Origin of the sequence: Bacillus sp. 7894-2, from assembly GCF_002272225.1 — a bacterium.
In the GTDB taxonomy this organism is placed as follows: domain Bacteria; phylum Bacillota; class Bacilli; order Bacillales; family Cytobacillaceae; genus Cytobacillus.
The window spans coordinates 59,825-84,631 of the sequence record NZ_NPDG01000068.1 but is presented as its reverse complement, the minus strand read 5'-3'; the positions used below and the strand labels follow the sequence as shown (position 1 = coordinate 84,631).

The following is a 24,807-nucleotide window of genomic DNA, read 5'->3' as shown; positions in this document are numbered from 1 at the left end:
TCCTTTATTTCGCTTCCGGCGGAATTAGATTTTCAGGTATATCGAGGCCTGCTTCTTTAAAATATCTGTAGGCTCCGGCATGCAATGGCACAGATACGCCATCAAGGGCCGTTTCGAGAGTCATTTCCTTGGCAGAGCTGTGAACCTCATACATTTCATCAAGATTCTCATAAAGAGTTTTGGTTAAGATATAGATGGTTTCTTCATCCATTTCTTTTGTTGTGGATAAAAGGTTCGGCTGGGCAATGGTGTTGATATCTTCGTCAATTCGAGGATAAGTGCCTCCAGGAATCACATAACGATACCAGCTGTCGGATATTGCATTAATGGCATCCAGCTGCTCATCAGTTACTTCCAGGATCGATGCTTTGACATTACTTGCATACATATCCGTTACAGCGGAAATCGGGATACCTGCCGGAAGGGAGCCTCCATCCAATCTCCCGTCACGCATCGCGGAAACCGTGTCACTGTAGCCAAGATACTCAGGAGAAATATCCTTTTTCGTAAGACCGAGACCATCCATCATCACGACTGTGGATTGCTCCGTACCGCTGGCCTGCGGCCCAACAGAAAATTGCGTTCCTTTTATATCGTCGATAGTTCCGCTTTTGATCTTATTGTTCATCAGCACGAAATGTTCCACATTGGGCCAGAGCATGGAGATCGTGCGCAGATCCTCATAGCGCTTTCCTTCAAAAGAGTCGTGACCGGCATAAGCCTGAGAAGATATTAATCCCTGAAGAATAGCAAGCTGTGCTTCCCCTTCACGCAGAAGTTCGATATTTTCAATGGATCCGGCAGAGGACTGGCCGCTCGCCTGGATTTTTTCACCCTTTAAATGGCTGCTCCAAATATTAGCCATTCCAACTCCTATCGGGTAATATGTACCTCCGGTTGATGCGGTCGCAACGGATACGAATTTTTTATCCTTGTTCTCAGCCGCTGTCCGCACGCCAACAATGGCAATAAAGACAAGTGTCAGAACCGATATGATAATCTTCCACTTTTTTTGAATCATAAAATCCTCCCTTTCCAGGTAATTATGTAAGCGCTTCTTCAAACTTGTATTACAAGTATACAAGATTACATGTTTTGAATTCAATTAAAATTCTGATTTTTCTTTTTTATTTAGCTGGATTCCTTGAGGATTCAGGGGTTTCTGAATTGAAAATAGGAAAATTTACCTTGTGGGGGTTGGAGGTTCATTTTATTAAGAGGGGTGGCGGCGGGTTCGGACTCTGAGTGGCGGATTTCGCCTTTCTCTGTCTGAAGTTGGGGCTGGTTCGGACTCCGGGTGCCGAGTTTCGGCTTTCTCTGTCCGAAGTTGGATCGGGTTCGGACTCTGGGGGCTGGATTTCGGCTTTCTCTGTCGGAAGTTGAGCAGGGTTAGGACTCTGGATACCCGGTTTCGACTTTTTCTGTCCGAAGTGCCCTCAGGGTTAGACCTGAAGAAAAGACCATTCCCTTGTTTTAAAGGGAGTGGCCTTTCTGTTACAGCAGCTTACCCATATAATATTCATCCACAAATTCTCCGTTTATCATAAGCGAATGTTTTTTGGTGCCTTCGATCTGGAATCCCGCCTTTTTATAGAGGGCGACACCGGCCTGATTCTGGATAACTGTTGTAAGCTCAAGCCTGTGGATATGGTTTTCACGCGCCCATCGGTCCAGTTCTTCAAACAGTTGGGTGCCGATGCCCCGGCCTCTGTGTTCCCTGAGAATGCCTGCAACCAGATAGGCTGAGTGCCGGTTTCTCTTTGCTGCACCGCCGATGGCCATTACGAAGCCTATCAATCTATTATCTTGTTCCGCGATGATGATGGTCGAATGATCTGCTTTTTGGATGGCTTCAATTCTCTTAAGCTGCGCATCGGCTGATGTCTGCCTTTCACCTGGCTCGAAAAGCATGTAGTCTGATTCGTTTTCTACGTGGGTGATCAGATCGGCAAGGGCCTGTGCGTCTGCTGGTTTTATGTGGCGAATATTCATATTGGTTCTCCTTTTTATTTTTCTATTAAACTCCCGTCTCTCTCCACCGTCCGCGCCAATACCGCCCCCGCAACAAGTCCCCAAACAGGAGCGCTTATATGAAGAAAGCTCACGCCTGATAAGGTGACGATGAAGGCTGCCAAGGCACTTAGCCTGTACCGGTTTCCGGAAAAGCCCGCTTGCAGGCTGGAATGGAGGACGCCAATCAGGGCAAACCCGGCGAGCAGTGAGACAAAAGCCTGCGGAAGCGACTGGATGAAGGGCACGATTTTCCAGGCGAATATGCCAAACACAATCGTAATTACGCCTGACACCACTGCTCCCATATACCTTTTCTCACTCGGCCCTGAATCCAGTCCGGCACAGATGGCGCTCATCATCCCGGCGATATTGGCACACTGTCCGCCAAAGAAGCTTGTGATTACGGAGAAGACACCGCTTGATGAGACGATTTTCCGAATAGGGGGCTTGAAATCTTCGCTTTCCAATGCCCCGATTCCTGGTGCTGCATCATTGCTCAGAATCAGCATCGCAAGCGGGAGGGCAATGGTTACGATCCCCATCCAGCTGAATTCGGGCATCTGTAGGGACGGCAGAAAATACGCTATCTCTTTGGCCGGATGTACATCGGCTGTCAAAAACAATGCGGCAAAGGCAGCCGCAACAGCTGCGAGCACAGGCGGGAACTTTTTCACATATCTCGTAAAAAGCAGAAAACTGACTAAAGCAGCTCCTCCAACAACAGGCATTTCCTGTATGGCAGGCACGAGCTTGACGACATACCCGGCAACGAGCCCGCCAAGCATGGAGGCGATAACCTCTTTTGGCACCCAGCCAATGATTTTTGTAAACAGACCTGAAATGCCTACCAGAAAAATCAGCAGCCCGGACATTACATACCCGCCAATCAGCTCAGGATACGAGTATTGTGCAGTCACCGTCGCCAAAAAGGCTGCACCTGTAATCGAATGCCCTCCTGTAATGGGAATACGATATAAAATCGGCATGAGGATGCTGTAGACACCGCCGAAAAAATAAACCGCAAACATCCAGTTAATCGTCTGCTGATCCGTGAATCCACCTGCTGATGCTGCCTGCAGGATGATCAGGGCAGGCCCGGTCATGACCAGCGTGCTTGCAATGATCCCCGATGATATATTTTCAGCATTTAGATCCCTTATGAAGGAACCCTTTTGTTCCGCCTGACTGTATCCGTTATGCCTCTCCTTCGGCAAACCCATTTTTCCTGCCCCCGACTTCTGATTATTTTACTTACTATCATGATTTCAAACAGGGGAATTGTCAAACTATTTCGCCTATAAAAATATCTACTCAGCCGATGTATTCTCGCTTGGCAGCTGCAGTACTCTCTTGTCGTCTTCAGTTTTGGTTAATTGATAGAATAAAAGTATACTAACTATCCCCATAGATCCAATTAACGTTGTCATAATCATCGGAGACATCCAGTTGCTTACTATCATAAAAATCCCGGCTGCACTAACTCCGAGTATCATAGCAATGGTGTATAAAGCCATATAAGAGCTGCGTGCATGATCTGGCACACTGCCTGCCAGCATGGTCTGCTGAACAGGGATATACAGCATTTCACCAATGGATGCTATGAACATAGCCAAAATCAAGATAAGCGGTGATGTGCTGAAACTTACAACTGTGTATCCCGTGAAAAATAATAGCAGGCCAGCCAGGAATACATAGCGGTCATTATATTTTTTAACAGCTGCTGTAATCATCATGGTAAAGCAAACAATAAGTATAGTGTTTTCCGTTTTCAATATACCAAGCATATTGACACCGTCCACTTCCAAGGGAAGAAAAGATAGAAGCGGAACAGGTTCGCCGATTTTATTTGCGAGGTGAACACCTATGTAATTGGTTAATTGCTCCTCCACCGAAACAATAAGAAGACTTGCTATTGAAAAAACAGTAAAGAATCGGTGCGCCAATATGTTTCTGTATGCTTTTATTATGCTTGAAGTACTTCTGTTAGACTGGTTGGCTTTTGCGGGAATATATGTTTCTTGAATAAAGAAGGCAGTGATGAGGAATGAACATACTATCGACAGGGCGGCACCTAACAGCAGGTAAAAGAGATAATCAAAGAATAGGAAAGCGCCAGCCATGCTGCCCACGGCAATACCCGTATTGCGAACCCAATAAGAGTAGGAATAAATGGTCTTTCTTTCTTCCGGCAGGCTTACATCAATAATTAACGCCTGGTATACAGGATTGGCTGCACCGCTGCTGAATTGGATAAAAACAAAGGCGGCAAACATCAGATAAGGATGTGCGTGCACAAAGGCAGCACCAGTAAACCCTATAAACATAATAAATTCAGCTAAAAGGATAATTTTTTTTCGTCCTATCCGGTCTGATGCGAATCCTCCCAAGATAGAACCCCCGACATGGGCAATCATGACTCCCAGGAATAAAAATCCCGTGATTAAATTTCCCGTCTTGCCGGAGAGGTAAATAATCAAATACGGCAATACAGACATCGTTGAAACGGATGAAAGGAAAATCAAAAACAGCCGAATTCGAATGGTTGAGTTAAAAGTCTTAAACTTCATATTAAGATCGCCTCCACTAACGATTGATTAATCAATCATTATTGTGATAAAAAAGGAACCTACTTACTTATAGGCCCGAATAAATTTATGGCGGAAGATGCATAGCTCTCCGACACGTTACTATATCTTTCGTCTGTCGAGTTTAACCGGATTCCGATGAGAAGACTGGTATAAAGAGTTGCGGCAGTCAATGGATCCTGTTGAACTAATACCCCTTTTCGCTGGCCATTTTTTACTAGCTGGCTGACCTTCTCTCTAAATTCATCATGAAATGCATCCAGCTTTGCAAAAATGGCCGGATACCGCTGATGCTGTCCGACAACCTGAACAACTAAAGCCAGATAATTGTTAATTCCAGCGAAAAGTTTAATATGGCCACGAATCATCTTTTCCAGCTCCAGCATTGGATCTTCAGCATCGGTGTTAAAGTCGAAAATTTTAACAGACAATTCATGCAGCGGCTCCGCTACTGCAGTATAAAAGAGCTCCTCTTTATCTTTGAAATAAGTAAAAACACTTCCAAAGCTAATATTTGCTGCCTGAGCTATCTTTTTAATGGTTGTTCCTTCATACCCCTCTGCAGCAAACAGGTATGTCGCTGCTTCTAGAATGGTTTCTCTTCTTTTTTTCATATTTGTTATTTGCTGTTCTGAAAGCGGCATTTAAAAACTCCCATCTACGAGTGATTAATCAATCATTTGTAACTATTATACTGGAAAATATTGAAATTTCCAAGCTCAAAAAAAAAATACCCTCACAGGATATTTCTCTGTTTCGACAAATTTCGGGTGGTGCCTGTCACTTTATGAGATTGCGGCGGTTCCGAAAAAAAAGAGCCCCTAAGAGGCTCCCAGCTCGTTCCGATTAAAATAGATATTTAAAACCTGCTTCAGAGATTGATCGATCTGCACCCATTCATCAAGCTTGTAGTTATTCAGCACTTCAGCCAGGTTTGGCTTTATGCCAATCAATTTGATGATACTGCCTGTCATGAAGTTCAACGTTTTAATCAGCTGGGTGAATTTCTCGATGCCTTTTCCCTCAATTTCTCCTACTGCTGTCAGATCAAAAAGGATTTCGTCATATTCACCTGCAAAAACAGCCTTCAGACAGCTTTCTGAAATAATGTTAATTTTATCTGAAGTTATATCCCCAAATAAAGGGATAAGGCAAAGCGTTTCAGACAGCGGGATAAACGGTCCGGACAATTGATTCAGGCGGGTCAGCACCTGCTCCAGCTCTTCTTTTTTCTCCAAAAGTTCAAAGTCGGTGGAGGTGAGGCGCTGCTGCAGCTGCATCAGTTTATCCATCAGTCCTTCGTTTGAGCTGTCTTTGGGCAGAAATAGCATATTGGCATGATCCTCGCTGTCCCATTGGATATGAACCTCAAATAAACAGAGTGGCATTTCCTTGGTCTTCATATTCAGTTCCAGCTTTACAGGATCCACACCGGGCTCCCAGCTGTACTGAATAAGCTTTTCAATGCTTTCTTCATCGATGATTCCTTTTAGGTGCCCACCGCTCAGGTCAAAACATTCCCTTGCGATAGTGGAGTAGCTTACTATTTTTCCGTTTCTGTCAGCTTTTAAAAACGCAAGCGGAAGCGCATGATTAAAATATTGCATTTTGCCGTCCTCCCGCTTCATAATTTTGGAGCCATTTCTTTGTTTCCGGCAAATCTTTAAGGATAACTGTACGATCGGAACAATACGGAAGCAGGTCATACTTCCCTGCCAATCGCCCGCCAAGAATAACAGCCGGCTTATGCGGCAGCTTGGCAAATGCCTCGGCATATTCCCTCAGCTTCGGCAGGTGATAGACGATGCTGACCGACAGGCCGATGACGCTTGGCTTCCATTCTTTAGCCGATTTCAGCGCATATTCCAAAGGCAGGCTCGGGCCAAAATATTTCGTCTCCCAGCCGTGCTCTTCAAAAAGACTGTTGACCATTTTCAGTCCAATATAGTGCTGTTCACCATCCAGGCAAAGAAACATGGCTTTTTGGGGCGATGATCTTTTTTCACGCTGATAAGCGAGCTTTGATAGTACAAAATCACATGTAGCTGTTGCCAGATGCTCATCTGCCACTGTGATTTGATTCGTCTCCCACAGATGGCCGATGTGCTGCATCGCAGGTGTAATCAGATTTTGATAAACCTCGATACGCGATAGCTGCGGGTGCTTTTGAAGGTTGGCCCAAACTTTTGCAGAATTACCTTCCAGCAGTAGAGAAGCGAGTGTTTCAGCCTGGTTCACTTTACACTCCTCCCTTCAAAGGTTCACCTTTCAAAACAGCAATGGCTTCGCCCAGGTATAGTTGGAACTTCTCTGTCTTTTCAGCAGAATCCTTATCTTCAGCCAGCACAGCCTGAATGATTTCGAAGTTGTCGATCAGATGCTGGGTCTTCATCCCGTGCTTAGTTAAAATGCCCTCAAGCCAAACGGCATAATCAGTGAAAAAAGCAGATTTGTCCAGCTCATAGGCTGTCACCAGATGCTTCATATGATGATGATTGTCTTCCCGGCACTTCTCTTTTCCCTGTTCGCCGAACCGTTCCAGAAGGGAAGGCTCACGCTCATAAATTTTCTCGGTAACACTATTTACGATCTTATCATGATTCACTTAGCCACCACCTTGTATTGCGCTACTTTTGGAATCACAGCAGCCAGTTCCTGATCCGGATATTTCTTTTCCAAATCATGGATTCTTTTAAAGTCCTCGCTCCGGACCCAGTTTATATAGTTTTCCTTTGTATCAAAAATGAGCTGCACAGTCAGTTCACCGGCGCGTTTATCATTCTGCAGAAGCAGAAAATCGACAAACCCCTCTGCCTGGTCGACCGACCTCGAGCGATTTTTATATATGCGAATGACTTCTTCCGACTTTTCATCGGGAACGTCGAATGTTGAAAAAACAGTGTACATGAACTCTCCTCCAATTTTGGGAGTCTTATGGCTTCTTCAGTATAACACACTGTTTAAGATTGTCATTTTGGAAGGGTTACAGGTTGGAGCCGGGGGATTAACAGCAATCTCACCTCCGCTGCGTTCCACAAGTTCGTCTATATTCACCCATGGCCACCAATACTCAGCCTTAGGTCTGATAGCAAGATATGTCTCTGGCTCCTTATAGCTCTCCTTTATCCCGGTTAAGATAGTATTTGTAATAATTGTTATTTTTTACCTAAAAATAAGGTCAAACATCGGCGAAATAGGTCGGACGAATTATTGGGAAATTCAAGAAAAAGTAGTTATTAATACCTATTAACCTCTGTATAATTAGATCTTGGGTGCAATTTTTCACTATTAGGGAGTTAGGAGAATGTTTATGAAAGTATTAAAATTGGTTGTAGAGAGAAAGATTTTGGTTGCGCTTATGACAGTGCTGGTTTTGGCCATTGGCAGCTTTTCCATTATGGAATTGGATAAGGAGCTGATGCCACCTGTGACAATGGATGGCGCATATGTGGAAGTTAGCGCTGGTGAAATGGCTGCTATTGAAGTGGAGCGATCGATTACCAATCCCCTGGAGCAGCAAATCAGGGGAATTGAGGGAGTTGAATCAGTAGACTCCACATCGGCAATCGGACGGAGCTCATTTCAAATTACGTTCGATGAAGGCCTGGGCGATGAGCTGTTTAATGAAGTAGAGGCAGCTGCCAACGCAGCAAAGGGCGACAATGCCGCGATAACGGATGTCACGGCCGGGCAGTACGGTACCACTCAAAGCTTTGAATTTTATATGGATATATCCGGCGGCAGCATGGAAGAGATGACCGCTTTTGCTAATAAAGTTCTGGAGCCGCGCCTGGAAGCATTGCCGGAAGTCCGGGATGTATCGCTTGCAGGGGTTCAGGAGCACGAAGTACTCATTGAATTGGACCGCAGCAAATTGGCTGAAAAAGGACTGGATTCAGCAGCTGTGATCGGTGCTATTCAGCAGGTTAACAGCGAAGCCACTCTGGGAGAACTCAGCAGCGATGCCAGCTCTCCTTCCCTTCGCTGGAATATGAAGCTTGAAAATACCACAGATGTACAAAATATCACCATCCCCTCACAAAATGGATTTGTTGATTTGAAAGATGTGGCAGATGTTAAATTTCAGCCGGTTGAAAGCTCATCGTTCGTCTGGAAAAACGGCACTAAGGACTTCATTTTCGTTCAGGTTGGACGCTCAGCAAATGCCACACAAATTGAAATGGCAGCCGCGGTCCGTGATGAGGTGAAGAACATTCGCAAAGACGGTCTGGTAAAAGACTTTAAACTGAATGAAATGGTGGCACAGGCTGATTATGTGCAGGAGTCGATTGATGGCGTAACCGGCAACATTTTAATCGGCGGCGTCATTGCCATTGCCATTCTGCTGATCTTTTTAAGGAATGTAAAAGCCACCTTTATCATCGGTCTGTCGATTCCGACTTCCATCCTGCTGACATTTACAGCGATGTGGGTTTTTGATTACAGCTTTAATATTCTGACTCTGATTGGCCTCGGTTTGGGGATCGGAATGATGGTGGATTCCTCGATTGTCATTATAGAATCCATCTATCGAAAGAAGGAACAGGGCCTTGGCAAGCTTGAGTCCGTGCTGGAAGGAACCAAAGAAGTATCCTCAGCTGTCATTGCTTCGATGCTCACCACAATTGTGGTATTCCTGCCAATCGGCCTGATTGGCGGCGATGCGGGCACATTCATGATCATGCTGTCTGCTGTGGTAGCCATTACGCTCATCAGTTCGGTTATTGTCTCGTTTACATTAATTCCTTCACTTTCGGAAAAAATGCTGAAGCTCCGCAAGCCAAAGAAAGCACACAAAGAAGGACCGATTATGCGTATGTATAGCCGTCTTGTAGCCTGGGCCATCCGGAAAAAACGCTACAGCTTTGCGGTCATTGCGATTTTCTTCCTGATGTTTGCCGGTTCCTTAACACTTGTGACGAAAATTCCGATGACGATCATGCCCGATATGTTCAACCGCTACACAGAGCTGATAGTTAACCTGGAAACAGGGCTATCTCCTGATGAAAAAGAAGACATCGCTCAAGGAATCAACCAGAAACTGCAATCCATTGAAGATGTTGAGTCCAATTATGTCATGGACGAGGGCGGGATGTTCTACACGATCATCAATATGACAAAAGGCGATGACATTACAAGAGAACAGAAAGATGTCAATGAAGAGATTATGAAGGAACTTCGCAACCTGTCCGATACTCTTCCGGTGAAAAATGTCCAGAGTGCGATGTCAGCTGGCGGCGGCTCTCCAGTTCAGGTAAATATCAAGGGAAAAGATTTTGCAGATTTGCAGAACCTTGCCGGGGATTTTACAGAGGATCTGGAAAAGATTGATGGCATTGTCGGTGTGACCAACTCAATGGTGCGCACATCAAAGGAGCAGGTTGTTGTTTTAAAAGAAGAAGCAATTGAAAAAGCAGGCTTAACCCAGCTGCAAATCAGGCAGTTTATCGAGCAGGCGTTTATGGAAATGCCTGTCGGAGTACTGAGCATAAATGAAGAAAATGTGCCGCTTGCTTTAAAGTGGTCTGAGAAAACAGATTCCAAATCAGCTCTTCTGGACTTAAAAATTCCGACTGCTGAGGGAGAGAAAGCATTATCTTCCTTTATAGAATTAAAAAGTATCGATACACCGAATGAAATTTCCCATAATGACGGGGAGCGCTTCATCTCCATTTCGGCTGACATAGAAGGCAAAGATCTTGGGGCTGTGAATCGCGAAGTTCAAAAGCTGATTAATGATTTTGAAGCCCCTGCCGGCTATAGTGCTGCAGCTGCCGGGGATCTTGAGCAGCAGCAGGAATTAATTATGGATATGGTGTTTGTTTTAGCGATTGCCATTTTCCTTGTCTATCTGGTGATGGCTGTCCAGTTCAACCACCTTGGACATCCGCTGATCGTTATGTCTGTCATTCCGATGACCATTGTCGGCGTCATTCTTGGATTGTTCCTGACACAAATGGAGCTGAGCGTGATGTCTGGAATGGGTATTGTTATGCTGATTGGGATCGTGCTTAATAATGCCATACTGCTGATCGACCGTACGAATCAGCTCCGCAAGGAAGGATTCTCTGTTGAAGATGCACTTATTGAAGCAGGTAAAAACCGCATCCGTCCGATTTTCATGACTACTCTCACTACAGTTGGCGGAATGCTTCCCCTTGCTTTGGCTTCGGGAACTTCCGGCAACTACCAGGCACCGATGGCAACCGTCATTATTTCCGGTCTGCTGTTTGCTACCTTTATTACGCTTCTCCTGATTCCGGCGGTTTACCGCTTGTTCACCGCGTCCAGCCTCCGTTTTGGCTGGTTAAAGAAAAAGCAGAAAAAAGTGAAAGTGATTCCCGAAACCGTTAATTAACTGTGAACAGCTCCCTCAAAAAAATGAGGGGGCATTTGCGGATATTTCAAGCAATATGGACAAGGGCTCTTTCCTTCTGATTTTTCCTTCATATATTAGGAGGAGAAAGGAGTGAAACCCATGTGCCATTTTTGTGTTGAAGAATATTATTACAAGAAAAAGGTCTGCTGCAAAAAGAAAGAAGAGCCAAAACATCACGGCTGCAAGAAATGCACAAGCGATTTTAAACACCACTGTTCCTGCCCAAAATGTTCCTTTGAACATAAAAGCTGCTCCTGTAAAAAATGCTCACCTGAAATTCATCATTGCACCTGCAAAAAATGCTCATTTGAACGTCATCACAGCTGCTGTAAAAAGTGTTTCCACAGCTCTCACTATTAATCCAGTAAAAACAGCGGCCAGCATTGCTGACCGCTTGCTTTATTTTTTTGCTGCGCTCTTCAAACCCATCATCAAAAGGCGAATAACCAGAAAAAAGAGGATAAAGCCTATGAACGAATAAGTATGCTTCCAATGGATGAGCACAAACATATCCAGTAAGCTAAATAACGGTTCAATGATATAAGCAAACAGGATTCCGAGGCCCATTGATGCTGCCGCATAGCTTTTCCAGGTGCTGAAGTACTGGTAAATCAGCATCCCTGACACCGGAATGACCACAAAATCCGCCGGGACTAACGGAGGAATAAAGTGAAACAGCTTATCCGGATATCCCCACAAAAGAAAGCTCACTCCCACAACATCCAGGAAACAGGCGAAGATCGCACAAATTAAGCCGAATGTCATAATTTCAAATAACCTGCCCTTATCCACCAGCCTCCACCAAATAAAAAATGGCAAAATGCTCGCAGCCAGCAGCAGCCACCAATTAAAGCTGAACAAATCCTCATTCAGCCAATGTTCAAGAGAAACATCTCTTAATTTCTCCCTTAGGGTTTGCTCATCTTTATAGGAAGGAATGCGGCTCATCTCGTCACCTGCCATTTTGAGTTTGTATCTTGTTACTCATCTTCCCCTTTGGAAGGAGTTACATACAGTAAGCAGATGGTTTTAGTGAAATATTGGCGGATAACGAATTTATCCTCTTAGCGGCGTATTCGCCCAAAAAAAGCGGCCGAGCAGAGCCAGCCGCTTTCATACCTATTGCTGTCCAGTATAAATCTTGATTGCATCCCTTAAAAACTCAGCGGCACCCGGCTGAATTTTATCATAATAAGCTTTAAACCTTTCATCTGCCACATACATTTCCGCAAGACCGGCGTGCGCCTCTTTGCTGTATTCGCTCCAATAGAATGTAATCCACTGCTTATGCAGGTCGGCTGCTTTTTGAGCAAGCCCGCTTGCCGGATCACCTGTTTCCATGGCCTGGGTTAAGGTGCTGTTCACCTCTTCGGCCAGTTTGGTAACTGCCTCATGCTCCTCCTCGCTCATGTTCAGGAGTTTGGCATTTGACTTATCGACAGTCTCATCCCCGTATTTTTCGCGGACTTCTTTTCCGTATTGCTTCTCGTTATCTTCAATCATTTTCTTTTTGAATCCTTCAAACTTTTCTTTATCTGACATGGTTGTTCTCCCTTCCGCTGACGAGATCGTTTTTTCTACATTCGTAATAAGCAGGTCGAGCTGCTTTCTTTTCTCAAGGAGTTTCTCGCGGTGCTCCTTCAGTGCATCTGCAGCGTCGAAAGCAGGTGCTGTGATGATTTCCTTGATCTGATCGAGACTGACACCCAATTCTCTGTAGAACAGAATCTGCTGCAGTCTGTCAACTTCCTGCTGGCCATATATGCGATATCCCGACGAATTGGTTCTTGCCGGCTTAAGAATCCCAATTTCATCATAATACCTGAGGGTCCTTGAGCTGACCCCAGCCAGCTGCGCGAGCTTCTGCACTGTGTATTCCATGCTATGGTCCTCCTTTCAAGAAAAGCGGAAGCGCCTCCAGATGAACTTCAACTAAAAACCGCCACGTCCTGTGGCGAACGTTGAAGTCAGCACATCCTGGTGCAAGCCTGAGGGCTAGGCGCTGCAGCTAGACAATGAAGTTAAAGAAAGTACTTTCTGTTACTAACGATACACCTTTACGCAGCGTGAAGGTCAAACACTTTTTATAAAAAAAATTAATCCACCTTTTTAATCAGGAGAGCCGCGGTGGTTCTGGAGACTCTGCATCCTTCCAGGTCCGCTTCCTTGATCAATCCAACGTCTATGGCGGATTTTATTTTTCCATCATCCGGACGCTTTTGAATCAGATCGATAAGATTCAGCTCCTCCAGTTTGCTGACAGTTGGAAGTGGATCAAATTTTTCTGTTCTTCTAATCTGCCTCTGCAATTTGTAGCTATCAATCTTGACTTCTCCTTTTTCATTCTGTCCCACTGCTGTATCGAAATACTGGTGAAAAAGATCCTTCAATTTTTCCAATTCTGCTTCCAGGTCTTTTTTCCTGCGGTTCAGCTCATCAAAACGGACCAGCATCTCTTTTGTAATCATGGTTGGATCGCCTCTTTTCTGTGATGATACTTCATCTTATTTTGGAAGCGGCGGAATTATGCCTAAAAACAGGAACACACGTTCTAGTTTAGTCCTTGAATGCGAGTAGTCACTATTTGGTGTAAAATGGAATTAATCAAGCTGGGAGGGGATAAGATGCTTTTAACCATTCTTGGGGTAGTTCTCGGGCTATATGTTTTGCTTTCTCTCCTCATCCTGCCCATGCAATACCGTTTTTTGGTTAACCTAAAAGAGATGGAGGCCAAAAATAGAGCTAAGGGGAAAACACAGGGAGAAATGTATGCAGCTTGAGGGTGGATGAACTGGTTCTGCATGAGAACATGCAGGGGAATCCGATCTACTTTCTAGCCAACTTGCTGGCATCCGTTATCTATCGAATAAAGCATTAAATAGCCTGGCGGGCTTCCGCCAGGCATCTATTTATTTTAATTCCTCCAGTGCAATTGTCTGGTATGCTTTAAAAAAAGAATCACAGAACATATCCCACTCTTCAGCCGCTTCCATGGAAGCCTCGCTCACTTTCCCGCACACCGGACGCTGCAGGAGATCCGTCAGCTGCTCCGCAAATAGATCAATCGTTTCCTTAGAAGCACCTTCCAGCACATTTGATACGAATTCAGCCGGCGGATACCAGTCTGCCACTCTCTGAATATCCCGGTAAATTTGCGTCAGCAGCAGATTGCGCGGGCCTTCCCACTGCTCGTTGACGACGACATCCCGAAAGATGCGCGGCAATGACGAAAATTCCTCCATGACGCCGTGGCCGGCAAAAACGGAGATGGCATCGCGCAGCACTTCTGCTCCTTCGTTCGTTGCACAGATTTTCTGCAGCAGCACAAGCTCCCTCAGGTTAAAAAGCTGTTTTCTCAGTTCGACCGGCTGATCAGCTGGAATACCGGCATTCAGAGGCTGGTCGAGACGCAGGAATAGATCATAGATTTTAAAAGCGCCAGCAGCTGTGCGGTGGGCGGCGTTTTCAATATTTTTCAGCGTTCTTGCTGATAACGGGTAATCTTTTACCTTTTTTCCAAAAACAGTCCGGAAATCACCATAAAGGCTGGCTTCACGGGATGCACGTAGCATGAAGCCTGCACAGGCAATGCCGATTTCAAGGCGGGATAGTGTCAGAACGATGCCCGCTGCAACGGCCACCCCTTTGCCTGCCGGGCCAACCGGGTAAGCAAGAGCCCCATTATACTGAAATTCCCCTGTAGGCAGCTCGGCTGTGCCCATTTTCCACTTGATTCGGTTAATTTCATAGCCATTGCGCTTTTCCTTCTCCTTATCTCCAGGCAGCCAGGACGGCACAATGAACGTGGATACTTTATCAGTGCCGGATATTTTCGCAGTCACCACGGAATAATCGGCATGTGAAACCGAGCAGAAAAATTTATTGCCATAAAGTCGATAGTTTTTACCATCTGGAACCGCCTCAAGCACATTGGCAGGCAAATCGGATCCTCCCTGTATCTCCGTCATGAATTGGGCACCGATGGCAAAATCCCCGTCCAGTCCCTCTTTCGTATGCTGTAAAATTTGCTTGAGCTCAGGAAGATCTTCATTCGGATATTGTTCAAGGAGTGCAATTAATCCAATCGTGCATGTCAGAGGACAGGCGACACCCGCCTCCCCCAGCTGATGAATCAGCATCCGCTTCGCGAAACTTTCCCAGGACGGCATGAGGCTTGAAAACAGGCCTTCCCCGAACACTTCTTTTTCCAGCTGATGCGTTTCCAATGGACGGACGACACGGTCAATGCGGTGATTGAAGGCATCAAAATGAAGCATATACGGACGGGATTCAGGCCTTGCTGCACTTTCTGCAAGCGTGTTCCATTTGGACGAAACAGCCGGCGAAAAATCCTGCAGTTTATTATGCAGCTGTTCATATTGCGAGCCGGCATATTTTTTTAACGCCTTTTGCAAAAAGAAATCATCCTTATACCAATCCTGGTTGGCACGCCGATCTAAAAACTCATCAAATGTGTATGAATTCTTTCCTTTTATCTGCTGGTCCTGGGAAGTTATCGCCATGAAAAATCACTCCTTTTTTGGTTGACAAATACTAATTTTCAGAATTATTATAAAACTAAGCTAACGTTAACGTCAACTAGGAGGATGCATAATGGCAGAAGAAAAGGTTTTTACCATCAGCGAGCTTGCAGCAATGTTTGATATCAGCTCCAGAACGATCCGCTATTACGAGGAAATTGGCATGCTGACATCTGAAAACAGGGACAGCCTGACTAAGCAGCGAAGCTATACGAATCGGGAGCGGCGGCGCCTGAAGATGATTCTGCGCGGGAAAAAGCTCGGCTTCAGCCTTCAGGAAATCAAGGAGATGATTGATCTCTACGAATCGAATCCGGAAGGTGAAGCGGAGAAAAGCAGGATTATTTCATTTGCTGACAGCAAACTGAGGGAAATCGAAGAACAGATCATGCAGCTGCAAATGCTCCGGGAAGACATTTTGACGTACAAAGAAAAGTATGAAAACAGCCGGGTGAAGACATAAATTCATTTTAAAAAAGGGGCTGAATATAGTGGGAGCAACCATTCATGGAGTATTGGAAAGAAACGCGAGGAAGTTTCCTGAAAAAGATGCTTTTATAACGGCATCGAACCGCCTTACATATGGAGACATGAACAGAACTAGCAACAGGCTGGCACGATACCTTCAGGGTGAAGGAGTCCGGCGGGACGACCGTGTTGCGGTAATGTCCCGCAATTCGGAGCACTTCTTTTATGCCTTTTTTGCCTGCATGAAGATCGGCGCGATTCCAATGCCGATGAATATTCGACTGACACAGAAAGAATTGTCGGCTATTTTTCAAAGTGCGAATGCAGCCGGGGTTCTGTATGAGGTTGAGCTTGCTGAATCAGTTTCGGCGTTAAAGGAGAATTTGCATTTTCATTTTCCGATTCAGGATTCGCTTGAGGCTTCTGCTCATTTTTCTGACAGCAATCTTGATGTGCCGATTGATTCGCGGGATGTCTGTGAGATTCTTTTTACATCCGGAACAACCGGGACTCCAAAAGGGGTTGTGTTTAACCATGAACGCATTCTGGCGATCGCTTCGGCGGTTTCGGTTAATTTCAGCTTGTCGCATAGTGATTCCATGCTCACCCTGATGCCGCTCTCCCACTCTGCTCCTTTGAATACCTTTTTCATGAGCGGGCTTTATTGCGGAGCATCCCATGTGATCGGCGACTTTACTCCAAAGGCATTCCTGAACTGGATTCAGCAGGAAAAGACGACCTTCTCATTTGCGGCACCTGTCGCCTATTTGCTTGCGGCCAAGGATCCCGATTTGGCTTCTTATGATTTATCCAGCATGCGTGTCTTTGCGTATGGCGGCGGCCCGCTGGCACTGGCCTCCTACCATCATGTAAAAAAAGCATTTCAGAACGAAAACTTCTATCAGGTTTACGGGCTGACGGAAGCAGGACCAAATGGAATTTTATTATATCCGGAAGAGCATCTGGAGAAGGCGGGAAGCATCGGCAAAAACCCGACGGTTAATATGGAAATCCGGGTCGTCCGGCCGGATGGCACTGATACGGCTCCAAATGAATATGGCGAGATTCTTCTGACAGGCGACAGCCTCATGCTTAGTTATGACAATAATCCGGATGAAACGAACGCTGTACTGAAAGACGGCTGGCTCTATACCGGCGACATTGCCTATCGGGATGAGGAGGGCTACTTTTACATCGTGGACCGTAAAAAGGATGTCATCATTACGGGCGGCGTCAACATTTATCCCCGTGAAATCGAAGAAGTACTCGCGAAGCATGATGCGATTTTGGAATCCTGTGTCGTCGGTGTGCCTCATGAAGAATGGGGTGAGACCGTCAAAGCAGTCGTTGTGCTGAAGGGCCAGGTGTCTGAGGAAGAATTGCGGGCGTTTATAGCCGAACATCTCGCAGAATTTAAGTGTCCGCGGATTTATTCCTTTGTGGATGCACTGCCGCGGAACGCGAGCGGAAAGATTTTGAAGCAGCAGGTGAAAATGGTGCATGCTTAAAAGTGGCGGGATCAGGTGCTTGGGATGTCGCCTGATTCTTTAGAGCCGCCAGCAGGAATTCGCCCCTAAAAAAAGTAACTTAATAGTATAACCAAACAACCAGGAGGCCACATGAAGTCAAGAACCGAAACCGAGATGATGAATTTGATTTTAACAGCTGCCAAGGATGATGAGCGCGTCCGTGCGGTTATTTTGAATGGATCTCGCGCGAATCCTAATGTAAAGAAAGATATCTTTCAGGATTATGACATTGTGTATATCGTGAGGGAAATGGATTCCTTCACCTGTGATCATAGCTGGGTGGATGTGTTTGGCGAGCGGGTGATGATGCAGATGCCGGAGGAGAAGGTGCTGCCGCCTGCCGATGGAAACGGCCGATTTCCCTACCTGATGCAGTTTATGGACGGGAACCGGATCGATTTGACGCTGATTCTGGCTGAAAGGATGGATGCGCTGCTGGAGCCTGACAGCCTGAGTGTGCTGCTTCTTGATAAGGATGGGCTGATTGTGTCCCTGCCGCCAGCCAGTGACCGGGATTACCACATCAAGAAACCTGATGCCAGAGAGTTTGCAGATCTGTGCAATGAGTTTTGGTGGATTACGATGAATATCAGTAAAGGACTCTGGCGCAGGGAGCTGACTTACGCGATGTTTATGCATGAGCAGATCAACCGCAATGTGCTGATAACCATGCTGGAATGGAAGGCCGGCATCACAGCCGATTTTACAAAGAGCGCAGGTAAAGCAGGCAAGTATCTTCCCGATTTTCTTCCTGCCGGGGAATGGGAACAGTTTCAGGCTACTTACTCAGACGCCGAATTTGAACACATCTGGGATGCCCTTTTTATCATGTGCTCCCTTTTCAGAAAAACAGCAGTCGAGGTCGCGGAGAAACTCGGCTTTGAGTACCCATTTGAAGATGATAAGCGTGTGACCGGATTCTTAAAGCATGTCCGCAGCCTGCCTGCAGACGCAAAATCCATCTATTAAAAAAATCCCCTTTGCTCAGGGGATTTTTCTAGTTGTTCTTTAATTCCAGCTGTTCAAACGCAGACCAGTTCACCATTTTTTCCAACAGAATGGAGATCAGGACGCCCATCAGCAGCCCGTTTGAGATGAATGGCTGAATCAGTACAGGGAATTCCGCGAACACGGCAGACGGTGTATTCATCAGACTGATGCCGATCAGGACGGGTGCCGCTAAACGGAAGATGGTGTCTGAGTTAAACACTTTTCCGCTTAAGCTGTTGAATGCAGTCCCGAACAGCTGCAGATACGCGACAAACAGCACGGCGTTCCCGACTGTTACCGGCATGCCGGCGAGCCATGAGCCCAAGTGCGGGACCAGGCCAATTACAGTTAAGAGCGCTCCCCCAATAAAGAAGGGTGTTCTCATCAAAACGCGCGTACTCTGCAGGAAACCGATCGATGAGGTGAATGGCGTATACGGCACAAGGCCAAATCCGCTTCCAATCACGGTGAAGATCGAGGTGATAAAAATCGAGCCGCGGTACTCGCGTTTCCCGGATTCCTTTTTAAACAGGCGGTCACCAGAACTGATCGAAGCGACTGTGTTGCTCAGGTTCATCAGACACGCAAAAAAGGCTACTGCCACAATTCCGATTTCCAGGTTAGGCTGTCCCAGCGGAAAGAGTGTAAAGCTCACACCTCCGGATGCCGTCCCCTCTACCGCTTCACCAGCAAACAGGAGATCATAGCCGATCCAGCCGGCCAGCAATCCTATTAGAATAGAAAAATTACTGATGAGGGCGTTCCCTTTTAATTTTAATAAACTCACAAAAATGACGAGGGCGAAGGAATAAAGCGTAATCGGCACATCAATGGTGCCCTGCTCGCCGACCTTCATCATGCCTTTAAAAAAAATGAAAATCAGCTGGAAGGTTAATAGAAACAAATAAACGGACATCACCATCGGACTGAAGATTGACTTCAGCAGTGAAATGCCGTTAAATGCTGCGAGAATCAGCGTAACACCCGAAGCGAGCATCACCCCTGTCGCAATTCCGCCACCGATTTCTGTAAAACTCATGCCAAGGGAAGATGCCGACAGGCCAAGGTTCAGGATGACTCCCCACAGCAAGCCGGAATGACCTTCCATAAGCGGATAGCGATGCCCCTTCCAGCCTTGAAAAATGGTCGCCAGCCCCGTAAAAATAAGCGAGGCTCTCAGCATCATCGCAATCGTTTCACCCGGAAGCCCGAAGACGGTTCCTACTGAAATCGGGACCATCACGGTATTTGCAAAAATGAAAAATAGCCATTGAACAGAAGAAAATATCGTCACGGTACCAAACCGCTTATCCAAGTTGCCAACACTTCTTTCTATTATTTCGTTACTCTAAAAATAAACTAGCTATTATTATAGTACAAATCCCGATAAATTTCTTTGAGTTTATCTTGAGAAAAAGTGGAAATTGGGAGAAAGCGGAGGCGAATAGGAAAAGCCCGCAAATCCATTGCGGGCTTTCTTTCCGGACTTACCCATTTAAAAACAAGGTAGCCGATACATATTTCTTTGTCAGTGACTTGTAGTAGGCCGATAAAACAGTGAGTGAGGCCGTTACAAGAATATTCGAGACGATGTCTTTCTGCTGATCCGTAAAATCCTGAAAGTTCTCCAATGTCTGCAAGGCTTCCTGCTTGATGCATCTCTCAATGCCATCATGCATGTTTTCGCCTAATATATTATGATGATGAGCTTTCTCAAAAATAGCCGCGTAAGCAGAATAAAATGGGATCGGCTCAATCAAATCGTCTGACCGGTCATCGAGATCATTAAAAAGGAGAGCCAGAATTTTTCGGATAGAATCGAAATCGAGCGTCGCTTTCAAATCCTCCACGATAAAAAGCATGACTGCCTGGTCGACTGAATATTTCTTGCCGAGCTGCGGACTGCCAATCAGGTGCTTCACATCCCGCTTCACCCAATTCTGCACGGCCGTAGAAGATAAATGGGTGAATTCAATCTGGTTCCCCAGTGCGACAATTTCATTGATGGAAAAGCCGACTTTCTGCAAATCTGCCCGCAGCAATTTTTCAAATATGGCCGGCATTTTCGTATCGAGAAAAGCTTCCGTTGAAACTCCTCTTTTTTTATGAGCGGCTGCCCATGCCTGCTGAAGGATTTGTTTGGGTGAAAGCTCCCCTTCCCCCTTCAGCGACAGCAGGAAATCAGCCATGCTTTTCCTTGATAGCTGGAATAATTCCAAGGTAATCAGCCCCTGCGTTCTCTTTTGAATGCTTTCATCCTAATCGTTTCCATGGTGACAGTCAATGTCTACTTCCATTCCGCCTAGTTATGACTTGCCATTTTTATAGAAAAATTATATTATATAGTCAGATGACAAGTTCATATGAACTCAAAATAGATAAAAAGGGTGAGGAAATGGGTAAACGTATTTTTTACTTTTTATTGACGAACGTGCTTGTTCTTTTGACAATCAGCATTATTTTCTCGCTGATTGGCGGAGGTAATTACATTAATGCCCAGGGCGGCATTGATTTCGGCGCATTACTGGTATTCAGTGCAGTCATTGGCTTCTCCGGCTCCTTCATTTCTCTGTGGATGTCCCGCTGGATGGCCAAGAAAATGATGAATGTCCAGGTGCTGGATCCGAACGGTGCTCTTTCAGGAGCTGAGCGGGACATCGTGCAGAAAGTTCACCGCCTTTCAAGAGCGGCAGGCTTAACACATATGCCGGAAGTCGGAATCTATCACTCTCCTGAAGTGAACGCTTTTGCGACAGGTCCTTCGAAAAAACGCTCGCTTGTGGCAGTTTCAACTGGATTGCTGCAGGAAATGGACGACGATGCCATTGAAGGGGTCATCGCCCATGAGGTGGCACATATTGCGAACGGAGATATGGTCACCATGACCCTTCTCCAGGGGGTTGTCAACACATTCGTTGTCTTCCTTGCCAGAATCGCGGCGTGGGTGGCATCCCGTTTTGTCAGAGAAGAAATGGCGCCGATTGTGCATTTCATCGCGGTAATCGTATTCCAGATCGCCTTCTCAATCCTTGGAAGTCTAGTCGTCTTCGCCTACTCCCGCCACCGTGAGTTCCATGCGGACCGCGAAGGTGCTGACCTGGCCGGCAAAGACAAAATGACACATGCCCTGCAGATGCTGAAAGCCTACTCCAGCCGCATCAAGGGTGAAGAGCAGACAGCGATTTCCACATTGAAAATTAATAATAGAAGCAAAGCTTCCCTGTTCTCAACCCATCCGGATTTGGATGAGCGCATTAGACGGTTGAGTGCGAAGTAATGGAAAGGGTGCCCTGTGAGGGGCACCCTTTTGTTATTCCGACAGTTGGCCGGCTAGAATGTCCTCAATCACTAACGTTAATATCCCTTCTTGATACCCCGTTTCTTATTTTTCCTGATGATTTCAGCGAGGTTTTCTAGAATGGTTCCATGCAAAGCAGATAGTTTCCCTTCCCTGTCCCCTAAAACAGCAGATGGGGCTTAGTTAAAGATACTAGAAGGAAAACATGGAACTTATTTAAGGGTTTTTATTAACAGTTCCAATTGCTTCCGGAGTTCCGGGATTTTATTCTGGACAACATCCCAGACAATCCGATAATTAATAGAAAAATAACCATGAATCAGCATATCTCTCATTCCGGCCATTTTTCTCCATTCAATGTGAGGGTGCGCTTCCCTGGTTTCTTCAGGAATTTTTTTCACCGCTTCTCTAATTACCAACACATTTTTTATTACAGCGTCAGACACTAAATCATTATCTATAAACTCATCATATTTTAAACCGTTTGTATATTTTTCGATTTTTTCTGCAGCACTCAGGATATCCTCCAAAAAAACTTTAGGCTCCCTCTGCATACTTGACACTCCTTAAAATGCTTGATTTTAAAGATGGCTTGATATTATCTGAAATAACTAAATCCACCGGCTTATGAAGGGTATCTTCCAGATGAAATTTAAGGTCCATATAGTTATCAAAGGATATTTGCTCATCAAAAAACTCGACTATTACATCAATATCGCTGGAGTCTTTTTGTTCATCCCTTCCATACGATCCAAATAAGCCAATCCTCTTCACACCATATTTTCCGCTCCAGGCATTAAGATTTTTTGAAAAAAAGTCAAGGATATCTTGTTGTGATAACATGGTCATCACCGCCAATTTTTGTAATTAATTATTTTCTATTATAGCATTGTTCATTTAAAATATTCTCTAACTATCCTCCAACTCTCTAGAAATTGTTTGCCCCTCCAGTAAAAGGGTAACTTCCTAATATATAGCAGGAAACATCGGAGTAAGGCTGTGACGGTTTGTACCGATGCGGGCACGCTGTATGATGATTCACTTTGAGGAGGACAAGAACATGAACGGTTTCCAGCGTATTGCACTTGTACTAACGATTATAGGAGCCATTAATTGGGGCTTGATTGGATTTTTCCAATTTGATTTAGTTGCCAGCTTATTCGGAGGACAGGATGCAGTGTTATCAAGAATAGTCTATGGATTAGTGGGAATTGCCGGTTTGGTCAATCTCGGTCTCCTCTTTAAACCAAGCCGCGAATATGACAGAGAACCTGAATCCAGGCCAGTAAGATAAAATGATAATCCCCCAGCCTTTTGGCAAGGGGGAATTTTCAATCAAACGTTTGATTGAAACGATAGACCAGGAAACGTTCCTTTTCATCGCCCTTAAGTCCCACGTCTTTAATCAGCTCAAATGGGGTGCTGTTTTCCAGATAAAATAAATAATCCTCTGAAGGGTAGTAGAGAATAATATCCATGTTGCGCGGGCTGCCTTCAGCTGAGCGGAGTATATTGTTGACGACTTTCATAAAAATTTGCACCGAAAACGGGTTGAAAAAGTAAAAGTGAGTGTCCTGCGGAGTGATTTCATACTCCTGAGCCAGGATGTTATAAAAGCTGATTCCTGCTTTTTCCCCTTTGTACGTCCGGAGATTTTTCATTGCCTCACGGTAAAAATCATCACTCATTTCCACACCTGCAGCGGAAACCCGAAAGGTATGGTGTATATAAAACGGAAGCCGCCCCTTGCCGCAGCCGAAGTCCACGAGGCGATCACTGCTTTTCAGCGTGTATTCACTGAACAGTTTTTCCAGGCCTTCATAAGGAGTAGGTTCGTAGCGGTGATAGTGAAAGGATTTATGGAAACCTTTTTGGTCGCCATGTGTATGGATATTCAGCCAGTCATCGAAATCTTTCATCTTGGGCTCCTTTAAAAAAGCCCGCCGCGTTCCAATGAGGACAGCGGCAGGCAGATGTATATGTACTATTTTTTAGGTTCAATCACTAAATATTCCCGTAAGGTCTGCTGCAAAGTTCCCTTTGTTTCCGCCTGGCTCTGGAATGTTACTCCGGCTTGAATCATTTTTCGGACAAGTTCAGCCCGCAGGCCGGTGATGACTGCATCACAGCCCATCATTCTGATGCCGCTCAAAATCTTTTTGAAATGGACGATGACATCAACTTCCATATCGGCAATTCCGGAAAGGTCCATAATCAAGGTCTGGATTTTAATGGATGAGATATCCATCAGAACCTTCTCTTCAATCGTCTGAATCCGGTACGAATCAATCATGCCAATCAGCGGCAGTACAGCGACAGAAGTGCTGACCGGAATAATCGGCACGGACAAATGTTCCACCAGTTTGCGCTGTGATTTAAGCATTTCATCTTTATAATCAGAATAGCTGATAAAGAAGTTATTTAAAAATTGGTCCACATGATCATTGACGTCTTTTTCCATATTATAAAAATCTTCAGCTATTTTGTCCTGCCCCTTAATTCGGTCATACTGGAACAGGAAGTGCCACAAAGTCCGCCGAATCGCCTGCACCCATTCCAGTTTAAAAGATAGCGTCAGGGAATGCTCAGCCCAGGCCGCGCCTTCCTGCCTAGCAAAAGCAATCAGTTCTTCTTCTCTATTTTCAGCAACATATAAAGCCAATCTTTCGGCATTTTTTAAAAGATCAATATTCCCTCTTTGCAGAATTTCACTGATCTTAGAGGCTACATTCACAGCCTCTGACAATAATTTTTGCTGAAAGTTCTCACGATTCGCAACAATAAATCCCGCAATATCGCTTGTTTCTTTGTAGGTTGCTTCCATATTACACATACGCCCCCTTGTTATATATATTATACAATTCGTTTAAATCGAATAAAATCCTTCTCTAGAATTGATATTGAAGTTCATTACGTTTTATGGCAGAGTCCTAAATTTATATACCCTTTTTAATTTACCCATAAACCATAAATTTTACTTTTTCATGAAAAAGTAAAAAAAGCG

28 protein-coding genes are annotated in these 24,807 nt (G+C 45.2%); 8 read left to right on the top strand and 20 right to left on the bottom strand.

Annotated features, from left to right (window positions below; all coding sequences use genetic code 11):
* Positions 1–4 precede the first annotated feature (4 nt).
* The 9 genes from CHI10_RS10650 to CHI10_RS10610 form a co-directional block, all read right to left on the bottom strand.
* Positions 5–1,021 (bottom strand): TAXI family TRAP transporter solute-binding subunit, encoded by a 1,017-nt coding sequence (locus CHI10_RS10650; protein WP_095244265.1) that lies wholly within the window; start codon positions 1,019–1,021, stop codon positions 5–7.
* Positions 1,022–1,494: 473 nt separating this feature from the next.
* Positions 1,495–1,992: a GNAT family N-acetyltransferase gene (locus CHI10_RS10645; RefSeq protein ID WP_095244264.1), complete on the bottom strand. Its 498-nt coding sequence runs from the start codon at positions 1,990–1,992 to the stop codon at positions 1,495–1,497.
* A gap of 14 nt (positions 1,993–2,006) precedes the next feature.
* On the bottom strand, positions 2,007–3,233 hold the full coding sequence (locus CHI10_RS10640) for a benzoate/H(+) symporter BenE family transporter (protein ID WP_095244263.1): 1,227 nt from the start codon (positions 3,231–3,233) through the stop codon (positions 2,007–2,009).
* A gap of 87 nt (positions 3,234–3,320) precedes the next feature.
* On the bottom strand, positions 3,321–4,580 hold the full coding sequence (locus CHI10_RS10635) for an MFS transporter (RefSeq protein ID WP_095244262.1): 1,260 nt from the start codon (positions 4,578–4,580) through the stop codon (positions 3,321–3,323).
* 59 nt (positions 4,581–4,639) lie between these two features.
* Positions 4,640–5,242 carry a TetR/AcrR family transcriptional regulator gene (locus CHI10_RS10630; RefSeq protein ID WP_095244261.1) on the bottom strand — a complete coding sequence of 201 codons (603 nt, stop codon included), beginning with the start codon at positions 5,240–5,242 and terminating at the stop codon, positions 4,640–4,642.
* 177 nt (positions 5,243–5,419) lie between these two features.
* Complete coding sequence (locus CHI10_RS10625) at positions 5,420–6,205, bottom strand: STAS domain-containing protein (RefSeq protein WP_095244260.1); 786 nt, start codon at positions 6,203–6,205, stop codon at positions 5,420–5,422.
* Positions 6,192–6,836, bottom strand: a complete 645-nt coding sequence (locus CHI10_RS10620; protein ID WP_095244259.1) for a cobalamin B12-binding domain-containing protein — start codon at positions 6,834–6,836, stop codon at positions 6,192–6,194. The genes CHI10_RS10625 and CHI10_RS10620 overlap by 14 nt, the downstream gene beginning before the upstream one ends.
* A 1-nt stretch (position 6,837) precedes the next feature.
* A complete protein-coding gene (locus CHI10_RS10615) occupies positions 6,838–7,203 on the bottom strand; it encodes a globin family protein (RefSeq protein ID WP_095244258.1) in 366 nt (121 codons plus the stop codon).
* Positions 7,200–7,505 carry an antibiotic biosynthesis monooxygenase family protein gene (locus CHI10_RS10610; protein ID WP_095244257.1) on the bottom strand — a complete coding sequence of 102 codons (306 nt, stop codon included), beginning with the start codon at positions 7,503–7,505 and terminating at the stop codon, positions 7,200–7,202. The genes CHI10_RS10615 and CHI10_RS10610 overlap by 4 nt, the downstream gene beginning before the upstream one ends.
* A gap of 403 nt (positions 7,506–7,908) precedes the next feature.
* On the opposite strand from CHI10_RS10610, the gene CHI10_RS10605 reads away from it, so the two are divergent.
* Positions 7,909–10,956, top strand: a complete 3,048-nt coding sequence (locus tag CHI10_RS10605) for an efflux RND transporter permease subunit (RefSeq protein WP_095244256.1) — start codon at positions 7,909–7,911, stop codon at positions 10,954–10,956.
* Between the two features lie 15 nt (positions 10,957–10,971).
* Here the strand turns inward: CHI10_RS10605 and CHI10_RS10600 are convergent, their stop codons facing one another.
* The 4 genes from CHI10_RS10600 to CHI10_RS10585 form a co-directional block, all read right to left on the bottom strand.
* The gene (locus CHI10_RS10600; protein ID WP_095244255.1) at positions 10,972–11,220 is read right to left on the bottom strand and encodes a hypothetical protein; all 249 of its coding nucleotides are present in this window, start codon (positions 11,218–11,220) and stop codon (positions 10,972–10,974) included.
* Between the two features lie 156 nt (positions 11,221–11,376).
* On the bottom strand, positions 11,377–11,925 hold the full coding sequence (locus tag CHI10_RS10595; RefSeq protein WP_095244275.1) for a CBO0543 family protein: 549 nt from the start codon (positions 11,923–11,925) through the stop codon (positions 11,377–11,379).
* Positions 11,926–12,096: 171 nt separating this feature from the next.
* Positions 12,097–12,858: a MerR family transcriptional regulator gene (locus CHI10_RS10590; protein ID WP_095244254.1), complete on the bottom strand. Its 762-nt coding sequence runs from the start codon at positions 12,856–12,858 to the stop codon at positions 12,097–12,099.
* Between the two features lie 215 nt (positions 12,859–13,073).
* Positions 13,074–13,445, bottom strand: coding sequence for a hypothetical protein (locus CHI10_RS10585; RefSeq protein WP_095244253.1), 372 nt, complete (start codon positions 13,443–13,445; stop codon positions 13,074–13,076).
* A 156-nt stretch (positions 13,446–13,601) separates the two neighbouring features.
* Between CHI10_RS10585 and CHI10_RS22670 the strand changes: the two genes are divergently transcribed.
* Both CHI10_RS22670 and CHI10_RS22965 read left to right on the top strand, forming a co-directional pair.
* Positions 13,602–13,757 carry a hypothetical protein gene (locus tag CHI10_RS22670; RefSeq protein WP_286137297.1) on the top strand — a complete coding sequence of 52 codons (156 nt, stop codon included), beginning with the start codon at positions 13,602–13,604 and terminating at the stop codon, positions 13,755–13,757.
* 29 nt (positions 13,758–13,786) lie between these two features.
* The gene (locus CHI10_RS22965; protein WP_483294951.1) at positions 13,787–13,855 is read left to right on the top strand and encodes a hypothetical protein; all 69 of its coding nucleotides are present in this window, start codon (positions 13,787–13,789) and stop codon (positions 13,853–13,855) included.
* Positions 13,856–13,886: 31 nt separating this feature from the next.
* Here CHI10_RS22965 and CHI10_RS10575 read toward each other — a convergent pair whose 3' ends face one another.
* On the bottom strand, positions 13,887–15,500 hold the full coding sequence (locus CHI10_RS10575) for an acyl-CoA dehydrogenase family protein (RefSeq protein WP_095244252.1): 1,614 nt from the start codon (positions 15,498–15,500) through the stop codon (positions 13,887–13,889).
* Positions 15,501–15,591: 91 nt separating this feature from the next.
* Between CHI10_RS10575 and CHI10_RS10570 the strand changes: the two genes are divergently transcribed.
* The 3 genes from CHI10_RS10570 (at position 15,592) to CHI10_RS10560 (ending at position 18,484) form a co-directional block, all read left to right on the top strand.
* On the top strand, positions 15,592–15,981 hold the full coding sequence (locus CHI10_RS10570; protein ID WP_095244251.1) for a MerR family DNA-binding protein: 390 nt from the start codon (positions 15,592–15,594) through the stop codon (positions 15,979–15,981).
* Between the two features lie 28 nt (positions 15,982–16,009).
* On the top strand, positions 16,010–17,494 hold the full coding sequence (locus tag CHI10_RS10565) for a class I adenylate-forming enzyme family protein (RefSeq protein WP_095244250.1): 1,485 nt from the start codon (positions 16,010–16,012) through the stop codon (positions 17,492–17,494).
* 111 nt (positions 17,495–17,605) lie between these two features.
* A complete protein-coding gene (locus CHI10_RS10560) occupies positions 17,606–18,484 on the top strand; it encodes an aminoglycoside 6-adenylyltransferase (RefSeq protein ID WP_095244249.1) in 879 nt (292 codons plus the stop codon).
* A 28-nt stretch (positions 18,485–18,512) separates the two neighbouring features.
* Here CHI10_RS10560 and CHI10_RS10555 read toward each other — a convergent pair whose 3' ends face one another.
* The gene (locus CHI10_RS10555; RefSeq protein WP_095244248.1) at positions 18,513–19,820 is read right to left on the bottom strand and encodes a uracil/xanthine transporter; all 1,308 of its coding nucleotides are present in this window, start codon (positions 19,818–19,820) and stop codon (positions 18,513–18,515) included.
* A gap of 172 nt (positions 19,821–19,992) precedes the next feature.
* Positions 19,993–20,724 carry a DUF1836 domain-containing protein gene (locus tag CHI10_RS10550; RefSeq protein ID WP_095244247.1) on the bottom strand — a complete coding sequence of 244 codons (732 nt, stop codon included), beginning with the start codon at positions 20,722–20,724 and terminating at the stop codon, positions 19,993–19,995.
* A 176-nt stretch (positions 20,725–20,900) separates the two neighbouring features.
* On the opposite strand from CHI10_RS10550, the gene htpX reads away from it, so the two are divergent.
* A complete protein-coding gene (gene htpX / locus CHI10_RS10545; protein ID WP_095244246.1) occupies positions 20,901–21,782 on the top strand; it encodes a protease HtpX in 882 nt (293 codons plus the stop codon).
* A gap of 233 nt (positions 21,783–22,015) precedes the next feature.
* On the opposite strand, the gene CHI10_RS10540 is transcribed toward htpX, so the two are convergent.
* Both CHI10_RS10540 and CHI10_RS10535 read right to left on the bottom strand, forming a co-directional pair.
* The gene (locus CHI10_RS10540) at positions 22,016–22,357 is read right to left on the bottom strand and encodes a HepT-like ribonuclease domain-containing protein (protein WP_095244245.1); all 342 of its coding nucleotides are present in this window, start codon (positions 22,355–22,357) and stop codon (positions 22,016–22,018) included.
* Complete coding sequence (locus CHI10_RS10535; protein ID WP_179289007.1) at positions 22,341–22,646, bottom strand: nucleotidyltransferase family protein; 306 nt, start codon at positions 22,644–22,646, stop codon at positions 22,341–22,343. The genes CHI10_RS10540 and CHI10_RS10535 overlap by 17 nt, the downstream gene beginning before the upstream one ends.
* A gap of 217 nt (positions 22,647–22,863) precedes the next feature.
* On the opposite strand from CHI10_RS10535, the gene CHI10_RS10530 reads away from it, so the two are divergent.
* The gene (locus tag CHI10_RS10530) at positions 22,864–23,097 is read left to right on the top strand and encodes a DUF378 domain-containing protein (RefSeq protein ID WP_095244243.1); all 234 of its coding nucleotides are present in this window, start codon (positions 22,864–22,866) and stop codon (positions 23,095–23,097) included.
* Between the two features lie 37 nt (positions 23,098–23,134).
* Here the strand turns inward: CHI10_RS10530 and CHI10_RS10525 are convergent, their stop codons facing one another.
* A complete protein-coding gene (locus CHI10_RS10525; protein ID WP_095244242.1) occupies positions 23,135–23,722 on the bottom strand; it encodes a class I SAM-dependent methyltransferase in 588 nt (195 codons plus the stop codon).
* Between the two features lie 65 nt (positions 23,723–23,787).
* The gene (locus tag CHI10_RS10520) at positions 23,788–24,627 is read right to left on the bottom strand and encodes an STAS domain-containing protein (RefSeq protein ID WP_095244241.1); all 840 of its coding nucleotides are present in this window, start codon (positions 24,625–24,627) and stop codon (positions 23,788–23,790) included.
* Positions 24,628–24,807: the final 180 nt, after the last annotated feature.